The sequence below is a fragment of the Pantoea nemavictus genome (genome assembly GCF_037479095.1).
Classification (GTDB): Bacteria; Pseudomonadota; Gammaproteobacteria; order Enterobacterales; family Enterobacteriaceae; genus Pantoea; species Pantoea nemavictus.
On sequence record NZ_JBBGZW010000001.1, the window covers coordinates 1,519,654 to 1,538,380 of the forward strand.

At 50.7% G+C, this 18,727-nt stretch carries 11 protein-coding genes and 2 pseudogenes; 3 read left to right on the top strand and 10 right to left on the bottom strand.

Going from position 1 to position 18,727, the window contains the following annotated elements:
- Nucleotides 1-23 precede the first annotated feature (23 nt).
- Nucleotides 24-146, top strand: a pseudogene (locus tag WH298_RS06840) (IS110 family transposase); the annotation flags it as partial.
- 121 nt (nucleotides 147-267) lie between these two features.
- Here the strand turns inward: WH298_RS06840 and WH298_RS06845 are convergent.
- Genes WH298_RS06845 through WH298_RS06860 form a run of 4 tightly spaced genes read right to left on the bottom strand, consistent with a single transcriptional unit; the run spans nucleotide 268 to nucleotide 8,143 of the window.
- The gene (locus WH298_RS06845) at nucleotides 268-1,311 is read right to left on the bottom strand and encodes a Wadjet anti-phage system protein JetD domain-containing protein (RefSeq protein ID WP_180823701.1); all 1,044 of its coding nucleotides are present in this window, start codon (nucleotides 1,309-1,311) and stop codon (nucleotides 268-270) included.
- Between the two features lie 24 nt (nucleotides 1,312-1,335).
- Complete coding sequence (locus tag WH298_RS06850) at nucleotides 1,336-5,772, bottom strand: coiled-coil domain-containing protein (protein ID WP_180822528.1); 4,437 nt, start codon at nucleotides 5,770-5,772, stop codon at nucleotides 1,336-1,338.
- Nucleotides 5,773-5,774: 2 nt separating this feature from the next.
- Nucleotides 5,775-6,671, bottom strand: a complete 897-nt coding sequence (locus WH298_RS06855; RefSeq protein ID WP_180822529.1) for a hypothetical protein — start codon at nucleotides 6,669-6,671, stop codon at nucleotides 5,775-5,777.
- 2 nt (nucleotides 6,672-6,673) lie between these two features.
- Nucleotides 6,674-8,143, bottom strand: coding sequence for a hypothetical protein (locus tag WH298_RS06860; protein WP_180822530.1), 1,470 nt, complete (start codon nucleotides 8,141-8,143; stop codon nucleotides 6,674-6,676).
- Between the two features lie 175 nt (nucleotides 8,144-8,318).
- Here WH298_RS06860 and WH298_RS06865 point away from each other — a divergent pair, with 175 nt between their 5' ends.
- Nucleotides 8,319-9,212 (top strand): BrxR family helix-turn-helix transcriptional regulator, encoded by an 894-nt coding sequence (locus WH298_RS06865; protein WP_180822531.1) that lies wholly within the window; start codon nucleotides 8,319-8,321, stop codon nucleotides 9,210-9,212.
- Nucleotides 9,213-9,705: 493 nt separating this feature from the next.
- Nucleotides 9,706-9,864, top strand: coding sequence for a hypothetical protein (locus WH298_RS06870; RefSeq protein ID WP_180822532.1), 159 nt, complete (start codon nucleotides 9,706-9,708; stop codon nucleotides 9,862-9,864).
- Here WH298_RS06870 and WH298_RS06875 read toward each other — a convergent pair.
- The 6 genes and pseudogenes from WH298_RS06875 to WH298_RS06900 form a co-directional block, all read right to left on the bottom strand.
- The gene (locus tag WH298_RS06875; protein ID WP_180822533.1) at nucleotides 9,861-10,475 is read right to left on the bottom strand and encodes a Fic/DOC family protein; all 615 of its coding nucleotides are present in this window, start codon (nucleotides 10,473-10,475) and stop codon (nucleotides 9,861-9,863) included. The genes WH298_RS06870 and WH298_RS06875 overlap by 4 nt on opposite strands.
- A 4-nt stretch (nucleotides 10,476-10,479) precedes the next feature.
- A pseudogene (locus WH298_RS06880) lies at nucleotides 10,480-11,731 on the bottom strand (tyrosine-type recombinase/integrase).
- 364 nt (nucleotides 11,732-12,095) lie between these two features.
- The gene (locus tag WH298_RS06885) at nucleotides 12,096-12,800 is read right to left on the bottom strand and encodes an MgtC/SapB family protein (protein ID WP_009127550.1); all 705 of its coding nucleotides are present in this window, start codon (nucleotides 12,798-12,800) and stop codon (nucleotides 12,096-12,098) included.
- 348 nt (nucleotides 12,801-13,148) lie between these two features.
- Nucleotides 13,149-14,960, bottom strand: a complete 1,812-nt coding sequence (locus WH298_RS06890; protein ID WP_238344420.1) for a TolC family protein — start codon at nucleotides 14,958-14,960, stop codon at nucleotides 13,149-13,151.
- 101 nt (nucleotides 14,961-15,061) lie between these two features.
- On the bottom strand, nucleotides 15,062-16,303 hold the full coding sequence (locus WH298_RS06895) for an HlyD family type I secretion periplasmic adaptor subunit (RefSeq protein WP_049850566.1): 1,242 nt from the start codon (nucleotides 16,301-16,303) through the stop codon (nucleotides 15,062-15,064).
- Nucleotides 16,300-18,609, bottom strand: coding sequence for a type I secretion system permease/ATPase (locus WH298_RS06900; RefSeq protein ID WP_049850565.1), 2,310 nt, complete (start codon nucleotides 18,607-18,609; stop codon nucleotides 16,300-16,302). Before WH298_RS06900 ends, WH298_RS06895 begins: the two co-directional genes overlap by 4 nt.
- Between the last annotated feature and the right edge of the window lie 118 nt (nucleotides 18,610-18,727).

The following is an 18,727-nucleotide window of genomic DNA, read 5'->3' on the forward strand; positions in this document are numbered from 1 at the left end:
TTCGAAATCTTGCCAAACGATAGATAACGGCAGGTGATAATCCAGTCCGCCTAAAAAGCGAGGCCGCACTAGTAGCACGTAGTGGTGCCATTCCGTTGCCAGTATTTTCTGGAACAACGGCCAGGCATCGATTAAATCGTGGCGGCTCGTGTGAAGGGGATATACGAGGGTTTGTAACTTGGGAGCAACATTACAGTTTTCATAAGCATGAGAGCCTTCCTGTTTAGTGAACACTCTCCATGAGACGGGCATACAAAAAGTATCAGGCTATATGACCAAACCTAACGATGCCACTCCCTCTTGAGGCAGACGCTGATGAGTCGCGAGCAGCATCTTCATTTGTCGTAAAACAAAGCGCGGCATCCAACCACACAGCGACTCAAAATCGAACCGTTCGCTGTTCGCATTTCCTTCAGGTGTCACCCAGCAATTTAAGATCAGTTCATCATAGAGCCACCGATCCAATTGTAGGCTGATATCGTAATCACTAAGTAGCTTACAGTACAGTTGATGGGCTATTTTTAAGCCCGCCACATCCAAATCGCCAAAATAGAGCAGTTGTTTTACCTGTTCGGCCTTGAGAAGTTGTGACACGCACTCTGCTTGACCTGACACTTTGTTTCCCGCGCCATAAATAACCAGTGACCAGTGAGTCTGAACTCGATTAAGTTGGCAAAGTCGATAATACACATCAGAGTTTTCAACAATGATAGCCGGAAGATCGCGGCAACCTGATGACTCATACGGTAAAGGCGGAGCACGTCGAAACGCGCCCATATCAGCCAAAGTCAGTGTGACATCCTTCCATCCGTCAGGCGGCATGGAATCCAGTGCTTTTTCATCACCAAATATAAGCAGAGACCGCTCACGGTGCCCGAGCACGCCCGGAAAGAGTGGCTTGTCGCCCTTAGTTTGGCGAAAGAGATATGTATTCAACTGTTGTAAACGAGCCTTGATTGGCAGTGGCAGTTGCCCTGTAATACGTTGCGCCAACCAGGGATGCCAGGCTATTTCTGATGTAGTTTTTGTAGGGACGATGGCACCTTCGTAAACAAAAGTATTTGGTAGGCTCATACCCCGCCAGTAGCGATGCCAGTTAGCTTTATGCTTAGGCTGAGCCCGCCAGTCCCCTTCGAGCAGTTGCGTAACGGCCTGACTCAGTAAACCTGGAACATCCTGGCGCAAAGCCTCTTGGCTATGTGTTTCTAATATCTCATCCAGAATCGCATTGGCTTTAACTGTTCGGACGGCCTTACCGGCTGCAAAACGGTGCTTATTTGCTGTCGACTCCAGCCGGGATAGCCAGATCATTACGCTACTCATACCATATCTACCTTAAAAGACTGGTTCGGACTTTGGCTTAGCAACCAGGGAAGCCGACCACAGGGCGTGGCGTTCTTTATCAACGGTTACCAGATCGCGCCGCCTCAGTTTCTGAACTTTGTTCAGGAAGAGATGGTTATCAAACATCGACTGGGCGTTTTCATCCGAGATGCCAGTCAAGTAGATGAGCTGGATTTTATAAGCCCTGGCCATTTGGGTTTGAATTCGCATCAAGTCATCAGCATTCGATTTACCCAACGGGTTGTCGGCCAGTAAGAATCCTGCACTTGAAATACCCGTATCGTATTCACGCACTTTGCCAACTGTCACAAACAGCAAAAAGGCAGATGTGAGGAGCTGCCCACCTGAGCCTTCGAGCCGGGTGACAGGAGTCCATTGTGGACGACTGGCGTTCGTCTTCAGCAGACGTACTTCCAGCTCCCCTTCGCCAAATACCGACTGAACCAAATCTGCTGTCAAGGCATCCCGGTTTGGCGCACGGGGTACCTGCCCTCGGGCTATCCACTGCTGTAAGCGGCCACTGGCAAAACCCCTGAGATCTGCGGTGACATCACGGAGCCGGTCAGTCATTTTGATAATGGGCCGACCAGGCAGTACAGGGCAGTCATCAGGAATTTTGACCGACATCGCGCGCTTGAGGAGTTTTATCGCCCCCTCCAGATGTGCAGTCAGATGGGTGACAGTCAGTTCAATCGAACGCTGGAATTGTTCCAAGCTGTCCTGCACCGCTTCGAATACCTGCGTGATCCCTGTACCGACCCTGTCCAAGTCGCCCAAAACTTCATGATAAGTTGCGACTGAGTCCAACTGTCGTAAGTATTCCTGACTGGCGCGGATATCTGGGTCCTTGGCCAACTCTTCTTCGATTCTTTTGCGGAAGTGTCCCCAGACCGTAGCGACACGTATACTTTGGTGTTTAAGCGTTTCTTTTAGGCTTGCGTACATTTGGCATTGCCTACTCAGCGCGTCAGCATACTCAGTGATACTCAGAATCCTGCTAGGCAGACCCGCCGCAGAGCTCGGAGTTATGGACTGGATCGTCGCCTGAGCTGTTTTGGCATTCTGTAGTCGTTCTTTCACATTTTCCATCTTCTTCAACAGCAGCGCTTTTTGCTCCAGTTGGAGTTTGAGCTGGTATTCAGTTTCATGGAGGCTGTTGGCGATTTCAGCCAAAGACGTTTGGATTGCCTCTATTTCGACGGGTTTCTCTTTCCACACAAAGTCCTCATCAAGCGCGTTGCGGGCATTCGCGCAATTTTGGGACAAATTTTGCAGAGTTACCTTCGAGTTAATTAGATTCTGCGTGAATTGCCTCTGCTGTTCGTTAAGGCGTGTGATGCGGTTGTTAATTACCGCTAGCTCATTGATAGCCTCCGCTTTTACCTCATCCGGATAGGCACTATAGATGGGTTGAGCTATCAAACGCTCAAAGGCGTAACGTTGTGCCTGTTCAGCATCTTTCCGTTGTTGCTTGAGGGCGGTAACCTGATCACCGTTGGCTGCTTCGAGTAATAGTTTGAGCGCCTGAGCTGCCTTATCATGGGCATCTTTGGGGCTTCGTCCTTCCATACCTTCAGTCGCCGTAATCTCTGAATAGAACGGCTCATTGCATAGATTGTTCCATTCGCTAATCTGGATACTTATATAGGTTTGTTCGGCGCGCTTGTTATCCGCGAGCTCTTTCTGCAGCTCTTGCGCCTCCCACAGGTTAACAAGAGTCTCCTCGCTTCGCTGAATATGCTCGACTAGTTGTTCCAGTTTCATTATCGCCGTTTCACGCTTCGCCCATTCCATTTCAACAAAACGGCTCAGTTTATCATGTGCTTTTTCGGCCTGAATTTTTTGATGTTTGGCACTGTTTAACCGCACCAGAGCATCCGCCTTCTCGTCGCGCAGTGTGTGCGCATAATGCTCCGCCAGCTTAAATGCTAAATCAGCATTTTCCAGCAGTAAGCGGGCCTGTTCGCGGTGGTCAACCAGTCTTGCCCAATGCTTACCATACTGATCGTAGTGCAAACGCCAGTCACCCCTGAAAGATTCCAGTATATTAAAGGCGCCCTCCGCAGCCTTCACACTGGTCTCCTGCGACGCTACAGTGTTCTCCAACTCTTGCAACCGGGCATTGTAAGCGGCCTTGCTATAACCGTGTTTATCGGGGTTTGAGAGGACGACCTGAAGCAATTCAGGCGTTTTTCTGCGGAGATCCTGTATTTCGTCCAGCAGATGAATAGCAATAGGCGCTTTCTTCCAGGGCAGTTTCTCACTGATTTTATGGACTAACTCAAAAGTTGCATCGTCAAGGGCGACCAGGTTCAGATAGCGGCCTGGATCATGATCGATCACTGCAGCGATACTCTCCGCTTCATCGTGGAAGACAGAGGCCAGATAGTGAGGAAATGCCCAGAGCTTATCCCGTGCAATTCCCGCCTCATAGAACGCTTCAAGGGCCTGATTGTTCTGCTTAGTGACCAGTTCATGCCCCGTCAGTTTTAACTCTTCCAGTTCGTGCTGTGCTTGCAGTAAGCGCTGTTTCATTTCATTCAGCGTTTGAGCATTCGCATTCAATACCTTTTCGAGCTGTAATCCGCACCGCTCGTTGTGCCAACTTATGTCCTCAACGTCAAGATCATGTTGCGTTGATGCTGGTAGTGTTTGATAGGTTTTTACTAAACTCTGTGCGCTATCCATTGCCGACTGGTACTTTAGATCTGCTTGAGTGCACGTCTGCTGGGCCTTACTTTGCTCAACTAACGCATTTGTCACGACATTCTGCTGCGCTTCCAGCGCCTGCTCTTTCTGATAATGGCCAGTACTAGCCAGCTCTTCACTCTGCTGCGCATCATGTAAGGTTAATTCCAATCGGTATTGAGCACTACCAGGCGTTTCTCCCTTTTGGATCAACCCAACTTCACGTAGTTTTTCCCGTTGCGATTCACCCAGGCGCTTGTCTCTTTTATATCTGTCACGATCCACCTCCAGGCCGCCCAACGTCTTTTGTAGTTTGTCGTATGACTGTCTAAGGGTATTACTTTCCTTGCTTATCTGCCCCTGCTCTTCCACAAGTTTCGCCTCCTGCTGGCGATGCCTGTTGATTGCCCACTCTAATACGCCCAAAGCCTCGCCAGCAGTACGTTCAAAAATCACCTGCAGTGGCCTTTCTGTTTCACTTTGGAATACCTTCAGATCTTCGTCTGCCTGACGGTACGCATCCAGCACCTTCGCATAAGCTTTGTAGTCTATAGCGGTACGAGTAATCTCAATTTGACGTTGATTGGCATCGGCTTCATCTTTAAGCGCGTCGACCTTGGTTTTTTGTTTGTTGAGCTGATGCTGTGCGAAATCATATTCAAGCAGCGTTCTGCGCTTGCCCAACAGTTCAAGCACAAACCCTTTTTGGTCAATGTATTGTTGCAAGTTTCCCGTGTCATCTTCTAGCTGTATCTGTTCAATCTGAGCTTCCCCAATAAAGGCTGTGAGATCGCGCATTGATTCGCGGAAGCCGTCATCCAACAGTTGCATCTGCGTCTGAGTACTTTCCAGTTGTTTGGCGGGTTCAAGAAACGTCTGCCAGTTAGCCAGCACGTCCTTGAGAAATGATTCGTTACGACGGATACCTTCTAGCTCTCCCTGACGTTCAACTTCATGCGCTACCAGTTCCCGCAGCCGCTCAGCTGCATCTTTAGACATGGTGCAGGCAAAGAACGCACCAAGGAAATCATGCTCAGTTTTGTATTCAATAAAACGGGTCAGGCCACCTTCTTCAGAGTTGAAAGTCACCATTGTTTTAATGAGATCAATGTTGATTTGTTGTTCCAGCAAAAATGTGCGCCATTCGCACTGCCTGGAGGTTTTGCGCCAGTGCATCCCCCCCTCGCTGCCCGCTTTGACATTAAGCCAGCTTTCGAAGCTGTGCAGGCTATTAGCGTAGGAACGTAGCTCAGAATCGCGTTCCGCGCGGGAATAAGAAGGGATTTCGTCAAACGGCGCCCCCAACAGAGAGTCAGGCGCATCACAAATAAACAGCGTGCGGTCAACATCATCCCCATTGCGCTGATGAGCATGCCCCAGTAATAACGTTTGGCCTGATTCATTGACCATCTCTACCAGGATAACAGAGAGCTCTTTATAGAAATAATTGCGGTAGTGGTATTCACTTTGCCGACGGTTAGCCAAGTATTGGGTGAAATCACTAACGGAGGGCTCAAAAATCGATAACAGTAGTGCGATGTAAGTTGATTTGCCCCCCCCATTAACAAGCTGTTGATAGGTACTGGTCACCACCTTCGCATTCCTGACGGGCGAGCGCTGCGGTTCATTAGCAGTACTATCGAGCGCTTGAGACAGGCCAATATAGTCCAGCGTGAGGTCTTTGTAGAAGGCTTCTTCATGGCCTGCCCCATCTATATAAACCCGTTTAATCAGCCACATATTTAAATCTCCAGCAAGCGTTGCGTATCTGAGTTTCCAGTGGGGACAGGTCGTTCATTAACCAGAGGGAACTTCGGGGTGCCTACTAATGCAGCGATATCACTTTCAACTAGATCTAACGGCCGAGCTTCTGTGGCTGGACTGATGCTCATCACAAAACGCACCGTCTCTTCGATGCCGGTATGGCGCAGATAGTGTTTGAGCTTTTGAGTCGGATACCAGTCGGACTCACCCGACAGACTGCTGTCTTCGGCCAGAAAACCTTCCTCCTGCAGCAGCTGTATCCAGCGCGTGGCCATTTCTGTTTGTGAGCGAATACTCGAGACACGACCCACCTTTTCGTCGTGAATGCGAGGAATACGTTCTTCCTGCACAAACCTGGCCACCGTTAGTAGACCGTCGACGGTATCGTCACCCTCGGCCTTGCGTTGTGCAATTACCTGGTCGGCAACATCATTGAGCCTGGCCACTACCGTGGCAGCATTAATGGCACTACTCTGACCGAATTCGACACGAACCGTGTCCGGTGTTGGAAACAGCTCGACCAGCAGCGCAATCAGGGTTAAGCCTGCAAAAAGTCGCTGCTCTTTGCGTTCTTTACTCAACTGATCCCCCGTTATTTCTGGCAACAGGCGCTTATTCAGCCAACCTAGAGACGGAGCAAATGGGCCTCTGCCATCTGCTGCCAGTAATACCCCGTACGACTCATGAATCCCGAGGTACCGCAATTTCATGCCTGCCGCGACGCCACGGATAATTTCAGCAAACAAGGCATCACTTTGCAGGTCTAGCGCACGTTGGATAGGCTCATCTCCCATTTTGTATCCCAGTGAGTTCATAATTGCCTGCGTGGCAATCTCGGCGTAGCGTGTAGCTTGTTGATGCCTGTTTTCGGACATAACTACTCCTCAAAGGGGGTTGCGGGAGCGATCGTTAACAGTTTTAAATTGCTAGCCCACCATCGCGCTGTTTCGATAGCATCGCCGCTTATCTCCACCTCTATTGTGGGATCACTGTTAGCCGCCACACTGCCAATATGAAGTAAACAAACCTGTTGTTCTTGTTCGGATAATTCGTCGTGCTCATAGGCGTTGAAAACATCTCTAAAGCTCACATGCCCCCGATTCTTCAGCCGGTCACTCACCCAATCGCTGCATTTCTTTATGACAGATTCAGGGATCCCACGCAGGTTGGTTTCAATAGCTACGGGCTGGTCGGTAGGGTCCTGTATCTCATGTGGCAGCGCTTGTTCAAATCTATCAAGATAGAGGTTCAGCAGCGCCTCAAGGTCAAAGAGGATGTGTCTATCATCATCCTGACTTCGGGGAGCCAGCACGCGTGCGATGAGATCATCTATTTCTTTTTCGACAGTGTCGGGGGAATGTAACAGCAGTGGTTTAAGTGCACCTTTTTCCAGCGTTTCACGAAAAAGAGTGTTATCTCTGGGAATAATGAGTTTCAGGCGAGCTCGCTCAAAATCTTTGTTCACATCATGTAAGCAGTCTTGATAGCGCTGAGTAAAAATGCAGACATCGGCAAAAATCTCTTGCGCATTACGCAGCTTATTTAATTTATCGGGGTGTAATTCTGAGCGACCATCAACGAGCATTTCCGTAATGGCCGACATCGTGGTCCGAATATGCTCCAGCACTTCCCCAGTCTTGTCAAATGAGTCATTAAGTACTGGACGAATATCACGCGCATAGGATGCACTCAAATCACCAGACTGAGCGGCGCGTACTTTCATCCGCATCCCAATCAGATATTGCTCTAGTTGCCTCTGAGTTGACTGAATCTGATGCACGGCCTTGTCGATCTCACCGCGACGGATGGTTTTTAACGTGCGCCAGGCCAGAATAGCCGCGCGTTCAATCGGCGTTTCATCCAAACGGAGGGTATAGAACAGCATTCCTTCATCGGTCAGTGACCAGAGAATTACATCTGAGCCGGATAGCTGGTCGTAGCGGACCAGACGGACTATCTGTTCTTCGGAATGCGTTCGTTGCTTGAAGTCGTAATAACGGAGACGGAAAGGGTCTTTAATCGATGCAAAAATCTTGCTGGCAACCTGCGCGTAGGCCGAGGCTTCTTGTCCCGGATAAGCTTCATTTAGGTGCCCAACCAGGCATAACTCCGCTTCTTTCCGCGTCATACCGGGTTGGCGCTCGCGGTCAGCATAATAAAGCATCGCGTCAAAGAGATGCATGATAGCCGCCAGCGCATCAAGCTCGACGCCTTCCCAAGGATTGCGCTGTAGGGTGCGATAGATTGAATCCAGCGTACGCACGACCAGCAATGCATGAGACTGGATAGTCAGCTCGCGGCGTGCCATGGATTCATTACGAGCCTGCTCCAAAAACTCTAGCGACATAGCATTCTCCCTAAGTAACAGGGCCACTATAGTATGGCAAAATAATTTACGCAAAGAAACTTTGCCTAATTTTTTAAAATTGCAATGTTATTTGTTTTGAAGTAGTTCACCTCCTATACTGAATCCATACATCGGATTGCCAATAATTAACCTGCAAAGACAAAACAATACTGGTATGTATTACTCAACGTTTCTTGAGAAACACAAAACATCCCTCAGCCACGCACAGTGGTTGCGCTTGCGCTATATCGAGCGCCAGCTACTGTGGGAGCGAAAAGTCACTTCACGCATGATTGCTGAAGAGTTTGGTGTCTCAGCGCAGCAAGCCCGTACCGACGTACGAACCTACCTTGAGGTAGCGCCAGGTAATGCTTTCGAACAAGGAGGCGGCCGAAAGGGATATTTTCCCAGTGAGACGTTTGTGCCTGTTTTACTAGGAGACAACGACCTAATATGGCGTGCGACGGCCGAGTTTCAATCGCCACAAACGGCTCACGCGCAGGAAATTCCACTCATACATCGCGCAGTGAATAGCCGCACACTGGCAATTTTTTTGTCAGCGATCGAGCTGCGGGGCCAAGTGCAAGTAGTCTATGCGTCAATGGAAAACCCTGAAGGCACGTTCCGTACACTGACCCCTACGATTATTATTACCGTCAATGGCCGTCAGCATGTACGTGCCTATGACTGGGACAGTTCTACGTTTAAGGACTTTATTTTGGCGCGATTTCTGGGCTTACCGGAACTGATTGTCCCAGCTGCAGCCCCACCGCGTGAAGACACTTCGTGGGAGATCGCGATCCCTGTACGTTTTATTGTCAACCCAGCTCTAAGCGAGGCGCAGCAAAAAGTGATTGAGCGAGACTACATACTTGAACCACGTGAGTTCACTATTCGCGCACCGATGATTTTTTATTTGTGCCCCGAAAACAATCTGCCTAAAACCGATGATGAATTTGCTCAGGCTACAGATCCCAGTGGTCAAGGCCCCTTTGTCTATCCAATTCTTGCTGTGCATACCCAAACAGGTGAGCCTATTCACAAATACCGCCATGCAGGCGAGAGATAGCCCTTCTGTTTGCTAATTTATTGCCATGCGCTGTTACTGTGAGGATGATGGCCTAGAGATTGCTCTGATAGAAATCATGGCCATAAATTAGGTCATCCATTACGTGTTCATGTGCTCTAGCGGAGACACAGCGCCTGAACGTACATAGTGAACTCGCTTTACTGAAGTAAATGTAAAGCGGCAGCTTTCCTTCAAGCCACGTTTAAATGAAAACGTCGACATCAACACCGGAACGAGATGAAGTTTCCTCCACAGTGAAAAAATATTGCGACATATCTTTCCCCTCCCCCCATGACAGAGTGATGATTGCACATATTTTACACGTAACTTAATAATTCATCAGTACTTTTACCAAGGTCTGGAAATCGTGGCGCATCTGATTAATCCCCCCTAGGAAACCCAAGTTCCCCTTGGTAAACGACCAACAAATAACAGCCTTGCGGGCCCCCCCTACCCGAACTAGAATCATGACTCAAACAATGAGGCTTTCCACATGACAAAAAAAACAGCACATACTCAGATCACTAAAACTCAAATCTATCGTGCCGTTGCCAGCTCAACCGCGATCGAAACCGGTGCTTCTGTGCAAAAAATTGAGCAGCAACTGAAACAAAATCAGGCACAGGCGAAAGCCGTCGGCCTCGCCCGTTAATCTGGCAAGATATCACTCACCAATTGCATCATAGGGCTATAGTTCCCTGATACGCCTGCCTGTATTGCCTTGAAGTAAAACGCCTTGTGCTCATCCCACAGGCTATAATCAAGTAAGCCATTCCCTGCCAGAACCGACAGCACATCGCAAAGTAGCCGCGACAGACGCCCGTTACCTTCTCTGAATGGGTGGATCAAAATAAACTCCACATGGCATTCAGCCAGATAACTTACCAGCTCCAGACGAGCCAGGGATTTGAGCTCACCAGACCGAGAAAGAAACTGCCTCTCGAAACCATCAAGAAGCAGCGGAATCCTGTCGGCAGCAGCAAACTGGAAACCGTCCTTAGTTAAGTTGGCATTACGCAGCCTCCCCGCCCAGTCGTACACATTCCCCAGCCATTGACGATGCCAGCCGTTGATATGCTCAAAAGCCAGCGCCGCTGGCGGCTGGCCTTCGATAAATAGCTGTTCATAAAGCATCAGCAGCAGGCCAGACTCCAGTGCCTCCATTTCCTGCTCATCAGTAATCCCTAACTTATTAGCCAGCACCAGGTCTCCAGAGCCCGGTTGATACCGCTCTTCAGCTGAATTAAGCTCATATTTTGCCAAGCTCTTATCTCCGCCCAAACAAGTTCACAACGTTGTTTTCCTGCTGCTGCAGATAGTTGTTAACCCGGTTTTACCAGATCTCAAGCGTCCTGCGTTTTCTGTCAGGTAATCATAACGATCATAGTGTTTCGAGCTAACGTCGTTCAAAGCGTGGCTCTGGATACGATCGCGGATCTCTTTACTGATCCCCGCCTCTCCTATTAGCGTTTTACAGGTGCGACGTAAATCTCGCGCCGTGAAAACTGTAAACTCAGGACTAAAGGCCCGGAAATACATGATGGAACGTGCCAGGCTATCAGTGCGTACCGGTCGTCCACCGTTGGTAGAAAGCGGGAAGATATAGGGACTGCTGCTTTCCTTAGTCAGCTCTTTCACTGAGGCTAATTCTTTAGTGCCGATTCAGTCAGCGGGATCAGGTGCTCACGCTTGTTTTTCGATACATCAGCTATGACCAATAACGTCTTGTGCTGCCAGTCAATCGCGCTCCACTGGCTGGCAATCATTTCAAACGGGCGCTGCCCGCCAGCATAAACACAGAAGCGGATAAGGTGCTGCATCAACGGCCCAACGTTAGTGGCCTGAGCGAACTCCTCCATGACTAAACGTAGCTCCTTCAGTGTTAACCAAGTATCTCCGACTTTTTCCGCCGCTGATTGCTTCGGGATAGCTGATACCGGATTAACTTCAAACCCGAACGTAATGCCCACGCTGGTATTCATCGGATTGTTATCGGCTTTAAGGCCGTAGATGAATGCAGCCATCAGGTAGTAACGAATTCGGTTTGCATGGACCACCGCATCACGCTGGATGATGCCAGATAAGATCGTTTTGATCTGTAATGGCGTGACATCCTTCGCTTTGGTCTCACCAGGGATGACTGAATAGCACTCTTTTTCAAGACGTTTCAGTACATCGGCACATGTCCGCTTATTGTCGAGCTTCATCTTATTGATGTAACCATGCACCAGCTCTTTAAACGATCCCTGCGAGCGATGAAGCTGCATGATGTGCTGCTCGGCCAGGCGTTGTTGCTCAAGTTCTTGTTGCGGCTCTTTTCCTTCAATAATCCAGGCTCCGTACTTTTTCGCCAGCTCATTGGCCGTCACCAGTTTCATCTCATGCCAGATGCACAACTGGATGAACTTCTCTTTCTTCCCTTTCTCAACGTAATAACGGAAATAAAAAACCTTGCTGCCTGAAGGCTGAACCTTAACACCAAGCCTGCCGGTGCCACGTTGAGCGCTGTTGCTCCACACGTAGTACGCCGTGCTTTTTGTCTTCAATCCACGTATAGCAGTCTCGGTAAGATTAGCGGCCGTAAATCCACCTTTATAAGGATGATATAATGAGGATATCAGGCAACCAAACAGGAACAAAATAAACATCATAAATTATTGATTATATTCAATTAAAAACACAATCAGAGCCTAATTCGAACAATTAAAAACATGCCAATTCTATGACTCATAATCGCTTGGTCGCTGGTTCAAACCCAGCAGGGGCCACCAAATTTAGTAATGTAAATCATGCTATTAAGCCACCTCTTTAAAGGTGGCTTTTTTGTTTGTAACCCAAAGTGGCGATTAAATGGCGACCCGTTCTCTAAAGCGTATCTGAGTATCAATCCCGCTCCAACTCACTCACCTGCCATCTTACCGAGCTCACGCCTTTCTCCAGGCTAATACGGCTCACCAGGCTCTCAAGCTGATCGGTTAATGTCGGATTTCCCATCACCTCCGCATTAACCTCCATACGATGTGGTGGATCCATGTCTTCACTATGTAGTGATTGCAGACGTAAGCCGCTGCCACCCAGCGTATGCAGCATCAGGCTGCGTACCTGAACTTCGTCTTGTGCCAGACAGATGATTTGCACTTTATAGTGCTGTATCGCTTCGGCGGCTGAGACGATGGTTTGGCGGTTAATGCCAAGCGCCAACTCGCGCAACAGGATATTGGCGCACAGGATCACCATGCAGCCAATGGTTGCCTCCAACAGTAGTCCCATGCTGCACAGCACGCCAACAGCAGCCGTGCACCATAAGGTTGCGGCGGTATTTAATCCGCGGATGTTCAGGCCATCACGCATGATCACGCCACCGCCGAGAAAGCCGATCCCGGAGACGACATAAGCCGCAACCCGCGATGCATCAGTTGCGATGCCGGGTACGCTTTGCGTCATCAAAACAAAGAGACATGCGCCGGTGCTAACGAGCGCATTGGTGCGCAGTCCAGTCATACGTTGACGTAACTGACGCTCGCAGCCAATTAACGCACCCAACACCAACGCGACGGTGACGCGCAGTAAAAAGATTTTCCAATCCATAATAGACCTCACTCCGCAGCATTTAAGAGTGCGGAAAAAACACAGGTTAAAAATGGATTACAGACAGTGCCAATACCGCCGTGAATCAGCAGCATTACGCTAATGAAAGGAGAGATTCAGAAGGATATCTACCGTCTTAACGCGCGGTTAAGACAGCGTGACGAGAGCTATCTTACCGCAAGAGCCTGTTGTAATCGTTCGGGACTTGTGTCCAATGTCGTTATCCTCTTGAGTAAAAATTCGCCGCGATTTTAGAGCGCCTTACGCTGCATTGCCAACCGCAAAATCCACTTTGTTTAATTTGGGTTTATGACGAAAAACCCGCCGAAGCGGGTTAAATGTGCATGCTTATCGTCCCGTCGTCAGCCAACGGCTCAGTGTGCCTGAGTTAGCGTAACCACTGATAATGGCGGCATAACTATCAAAGCGGTTGCTGACCTCACTCACCTGGTTGTTATACAGATCGCTTTCAGCACTCAGTACGTCCAGCAATGTGCGGCGACCTAAGTGATACCACTGATCATAAAAGTCTTTGCGGATACGGTCAGATTCCACGATCAGGTTTTTGTATAGTGTGGCGCGCTCAGCCGTTGAATGCGCATTTTGGTTAGCAGCACGCACGCGGTTTTCCAGATCGCGACGCTGCTCCTGCACTTGCTGACGGCTCGCCTCGGCGCGCTTAATCGCAGCAATTTCCTGGGCGTTAGTGGAACCACCGCGGAACAAGCCCCAGCTTACGTTCAAACCGGTTTGCCACGCCTGTTGTCGTCCCAACTGATCTTCGCGCGTGTTTTTGCTTACCGTCCAGTTGAGCTTGGGTAAACCAGAGGCTTTAATCGCCTCGGCTTCTTTGAACGCTGCACGCTCTTCAGCACTGGCGCGTAAGATCAGAGGATGGACATCCAGGCTGGCCAGCTGGCGATTTAAGTCACCAAACGATAGAGCCCAATTGTCGCTGGCTGGCAAAGTCACACGGCTATTGCCCATCAGGCGATTCAGGGTGATTTCTACATCACGCGCGCGTGATTCGGCATTTTCCAGGTAGCTTTGCGCCTGAAGTAAGCGCCCTTTCGCCTGCGTCAATTCACTACGACGTCCCGCATCAGACTGAACAATTCCGCTCAACATCTTGGTCAGATCTGCCATACGTGCGAGATATTGCTTACTGATGCTGATAACGTGCTGTTGTTTATTCCATTCAATCAGCGCATTAGTCACCTGCATTGCCAGATCTTCGCGTTGAGCCTGAACTGACTGCCTTGCCGACGTCACGCGCTCCTCGCGACTTTCGATGGTACGGCTCGTTTGGCCAAAGTCGATAAGGTTGGTCGCCACCGAAACGCCTAAGGATGGCGTATTGCCCTGGTATTCGTAATTTTTTGTGCCGCTACCAAACTCTTTCGTGGCTGAAGCAGCGCTGACATCAACCTGCGGCCAACGCTGACCTTTGGCTTCATCAACGCTGGCCTCAGCCGCATCGCCCTGCGCGATATAGGACTTCAACGCCGGGCTGATTCGCCAGGTAATGCGTGCAGCTGAGAGAAACTTTTGGCGAATTTCACTTTCTGCGACCGTTTCATTCGCCGTGCCACTGAGCATCACCGGCGAGCTTTTCCCTGCCGTATCGCTTGCTACAGACGGGCTGACATAACTGAAATTAGCCGGGGAGCTAGCAGCTGGCGCATAAGACGTAGTCTGCGCAGGTTGCGGCTCTTGCTTAACACTACGCACCGATTGCATCGGATTAAACGGCTGTGCTTCGGGACGGCGTTGCTCCTCGGTCAGGAAGCCGCCGCCCTGTATCTCCGCAGCATGAGTAGACATGGCCCTGGCTGATGTCGGTGGCTCAACAACTGCACGTTGTTGGGGGATCTCTGCTACCGCAGGCGGCAACGTTGGCGCAGCTGGCGGCTGAACCTGCTGAATATGAACGGGCGCAGGAGCCTGCCTTTCAGCAACGATTGGCTGCTGTTTGGGCTGAGATATCATTGGCCGCGCGAAGGTTGGCGCAGATACCGATGGCACGGGTGCTGGCGCAACTGAAACCGGCGCAGGTAGCGTTCGCGCCGGAGCAACGGGCACCGCTTTCGGAGGTGGCGCAATCGGGCGATGGCCGCTCATCTCCGCAAACATCATCAGCTCACTGGTGGAATCAGCCATTACATTAACCGCGGGTGCCATCACAACCGCGACACATACGGCAAGCAAAGAGAGATGACGCGCCTGTGTATGGCGCATCTTGTTATTATTTTTCATGATTATTAACGCTCGCGGAATGCTTCTTTGGCTTTCAGGACCGGCTTCAGCAGGTAATCGAGAATGGTTTTCTCACCCGTGCGCACTTCGACGGTAGCGATCATGCCGGGAATAATCGGCAGATCTTTATTACCCGCATGTAAGGTGCTTTTATCCGTCAAAATTAATACGCGATAGTAGGTATCATCCGGACGTCCACTGGCGGCTTTCTGATCGTCTTTCAACGTATCCGGACTGATGTACTCCACGTGTCCATCAAGCCCGCCGTAGATGGCAAAGTCGTAGGCAGTGATCTTTACCTTGGCCGGTAAACCAGGGCGCAGGAATGCCACATCCGAAGGACGAATTTTTCCCTCTACCAGCAGCTGTTCTTCCAGAGGAACGATTTCCAGAATATGTTCGCCCGGCTGAATCACCCCGCCGATGGTATTAACACGCACGTTTTTCACCGTGCCGCGAACCGGCGCGTTAATGGTGGTACGCTCAACGATATCGGCACGACCAATAAGGTTTTCACTGACCTGGCCCAGCTCAAGCTCCATACGCGCCAGCTCTGCATGAGCGTCAGACTGATAGCGGTTACGACGTTCAACGATTTGCGCCTGAATGTCGTTCGCCTGACGCTGCATTCGCAGCAATTCGACTTCTGACAAAAGACCTTTAGCAGCGAGCGGCTCTGCCAGACGAATCTCGCGCATCGACAGTGCATAACTACGTTGCAGCGAGTTAACACTGTCATTCAAAGCCCTTTTACGTGACTCATAGGCTTTGGTTTCCTGTGAGACAACGGCCGGATCGCTTTTTACCTGCTCATCAAACATCAACGGCTGCTCATAAGCCTCTGCACGCAAGCGTGCAATGCTGCCTTTCAAACCCACAACTTTGCTCAGTACTTCGCGGTAGCTTGATTGCGCGCGCGTCGGATCAATCTTTAGCAGCACATCACCGCGATCCACCACCGTACCTTCCCGCACGTTCATCTCAGCCAGAATGCCGCCTTCCAGGCTCTGAATGACCTGTTCACGGCTACGAGAAATGACTTTGCCATCTCCTTTGGTGATCTCTTCCACTCGCGCATAGTTGGCCCAGGTAATGCCGACACCTAATACCGCAATGATGATCCACATCACCAGCTTGGAACCGGGTGTGGTTTGTGACAGCAGTGAAGCCTGGACGTCATTCATGAATTCGGCATCAGCAGCGGAAAGACCTTTCGCGCTCTTACGCCATGGCATTAATTTGCTCATACTGCAGCCTCCTCTGCTGCTGCTTCCACCGGCGCTGACACTGCCGAAGCATCGTTTGCGGGGGCTGGGGCATCCACTACCTGTTCAACTGCCTGACGCGGCCGACGAACTTTATTTTTTCCTTCCAGCGCGGCCAGAACCTGATCTTTCGGGCCGTCTGCGACCACTTTTCCCTCTTCCACCACGATGATGCGATCAACCAGCGCCAGAATGGACGGACGGTGCGTCACCACAATCAGCGTGTGTCCTTCACTGGCACGACGTAAATGCGCCAGGAATTGGTTTTCAGTCATGCTGTCCATTGCGCTGGTCGGCTCATCCATCAGCAGCACTTTAGGGCGCGTTAACAGCGTTCTTGCCAGGGAAACCAGCTGACGCTGACCGCCGGACAAACCTTCACCGCCCTCTCCTACCGTCAGATTGATCCCACTCGGGTGACGTGCGGCGACATGATCCAAACCGGTGAGATTAAGCACGCGCAGCAGCTCATTGGCCGTCGCATCTGGACGCCCAATCATGACGTTTTCGCGTAGCGTGCCGTAGAAAAGACGTGCATCCTGGCCGACAAAACCCACCGCTTTACGCCAGTCCGCCGGATCAATCTGGTTCACATCCAGACCATCGGCGGATATCTGTCCTTGCACGGGTTGGTACAAACGCGCCATCACGCGTAGCAAGGTGGACTTGCCGCTGCCGATACGACCTAGAATCGCCACACGCTCTCCGGCTTTGATGCTCAACGAGATATCTTTGAGGATCTCCGGATTGGGCTTCATCGGCGGAGCCGGATAGGAGAAGTTGACGTTGCTCAGCGTGATCTCACCACTCAGCGGAGGATCCGTGAGGTAGGTTTTACTGCTGTCGCGATCGACGGGCATTTCCATCAGCTTGTTTAACGAGGTTAACGCCGCCTTTGCCTGCTGATAGCGCACTGCCAGGCCAATTACCTGACCGAGTGGACCGGTGGCACGGCTGGCGAGCATGACGGTCGCGATCATTGCACCCATGGTAAAAGTGCCTTCGTTAATCAGATAAACACCGGCTACGACCAACATTACCGTCTGGAATTGCTGCAGGAACGTCACCACACCGGTTGCCAGCGTCGAGTAACGTTTTGATTTCATTGAGTTAGCTGATTGCAGCGCGCTGAAGTTTTCCCAACGGCGCTGCATATGCGCTTCACCACCAACGGCTTTCAGCGTTTCCATGCCTTCAACCGACTCAATCAGCACGCCTTGCTTAAGCGAAGCATCTCGCAAGTTCTCTTTCATGATGCGCGCCAGCGGCCACTGGATCGCGGCACTGACGATGATGATCATGGGGATCATCATCAGTGGAATGATGGCCAGCGGACCGCTAATGAAGAAAATGACGCCGACAAACATCAGAATGAAGGGCAGATCGGAAATGGCTGCCAACGTCGCCGAGGCCACAAAGTCGCGCACGGATTCGTACTCACGGATTTGGTTGGCAAACGTACCGGAAGAAGCCGGTTTGTGTTCCATCTGGATTGAGAGTGCCTGGCGGAACAGCATGCTACCCAGCACCAGATCGGCTTTTTTACCGGCCATATCCAGCAGATGAGCACGTACAAAGCGCGTTACCGCTTCAAACACCATGGCGATGGTGACGCCAATCGCCAGCGACCACAGCGTCACAAACGCCTGATTTGGCACCACGCGGTCATAAACGTTCATGGTGAAGAAGATGCTGGAGAGCGCTAAAACGTTAATCAACACAGCTGCAATTGCCGCACTGCGGTAGTAGCGTCGATAGCGCCACAGTGTGGAAAACAGCCAGTGGCCTTTCACTTCCGGCAACATTTCGCTGGCGCGTTCATCCACCACCGCTGTTGGTTTTGCCATCACGGCAAAGCCAGCGTAGATCTCATAAAGTTCCGCCATGCTCATCTCGACAGCAGAGGCACTGACTTCTGGCATCACCAACTGGAAACGCAGTTCGCGCTGATTCTCCTCATTGGTATGAATGCGGCGCGACAGCACAATGCACCCGCCGCCCTCTTTGCGCAGCAGAATCATCGGCATCAGTTGTTCCGGTAAATCTTGCAGACGCCGCTCCACCATGCCGCCGGTGATACCCGCATTCTCTAGCGCAGTCATGGCCTGTGAGGGTGAGAGCAATGTCGCTTTTGGCAAACCGGCCACCAGCGCCTCTTCACTTTTCTCGCGTTTGTAGTGTTTGCAGATCCAAGCCACGCTTTTTAACAACGTGTCATCTACCGTGGTTTCAATACGAGCAACAGAACGCGCATCCTGCTCCACAGCATCCTGCTTCTGGTCGACCATTTCCCGACTCCTGTAAACCTGACAAAAAACGGTGAGCAGATTGCCCACCGTTGTACCTGTTTGAATTGGGAAAATTCTGACAGAAGGCAGGTTTTAAGCCGTCCAAGACTTGTCTCAA

What these genes read in the sequence shown, in the direction of transcription:
- WH298_RS06900 (WP_049850565.1), bottom strand. Translation starts at nt 18,609, where the DNA reads ATGGTCGACCAGAAGCAGGATGCTGTGGAGCAGGATGCGCGTTCTGTT.
- WH298_RS06850 (WP_180822528.1), bottom strand. Translation starts at nt 5,772, where the DNA reads ATGTGGCTGATTAAACGGGTTTATATAGATGGGGCAGGCCATGAAGAA.
- WH298_RS06885 (WP_009127550.1), bottom strand. Translation starts at nt 12,800, where the DNA reads ATGGATTGGAAAATCTTTTTACTGCGCGTCACCGTCGCGTTGGTGTTG.
- WH298_RS06860 (WP_180822530.1), bottom strand. Translation starts at nt 8,143, where the DNA reads ATGTCGCTAGAGTTTTTGGAGCAGGCTCGTAATGAATCCATGGCACGC.
- WH298_RS06895 (WP_049850566.1), bottom strand. Translation starts at nt 16,303, where the DNA reads ATGAGCAAATTAATGCCATGGCGTAAGAGCGCGAAAGGTCTTTCCGCT.
- WH298_RS06870 (WP_180822532.1), top strand. Translation starts at nt 9,706, where the DNA reads ATGACAAAAAAAACAGCACATACTCAGATCACTAAAACTCAAATCTAT.
- WH298_RS06890 (WP_238344420.1), bottom strand. Translation starts at nt 14,960, where the DNA reads ATGGCTGATTCCACCAGTGAGCTGATGATGTTTGCGGAGATGAGCGGC.
- WH298_RS06855 (WP_180822529.1), bottom strand. Translation starts at nt 6,671, where the DNA reads ATGTCCGAAAACAGGCATCAACAAGCTACACGCTACGCCGAGATTGCC.
- WH298_RS06865 (WP_180822531.1), top strand. Translation starts at nt 8,319, where the DNA reads ATGTATTACTCAACGTTTCTTGAGAAACACAAAACATCCCTCAGCCAC.
- WH298_RS06845 (WP_180823701.1), bottom strand. Translation starts at nt 1,311, where the DNA reads ATGATCTGGCTATCCCGGCTGGAGTCGACAGCAAATAAGCACCGTTTT.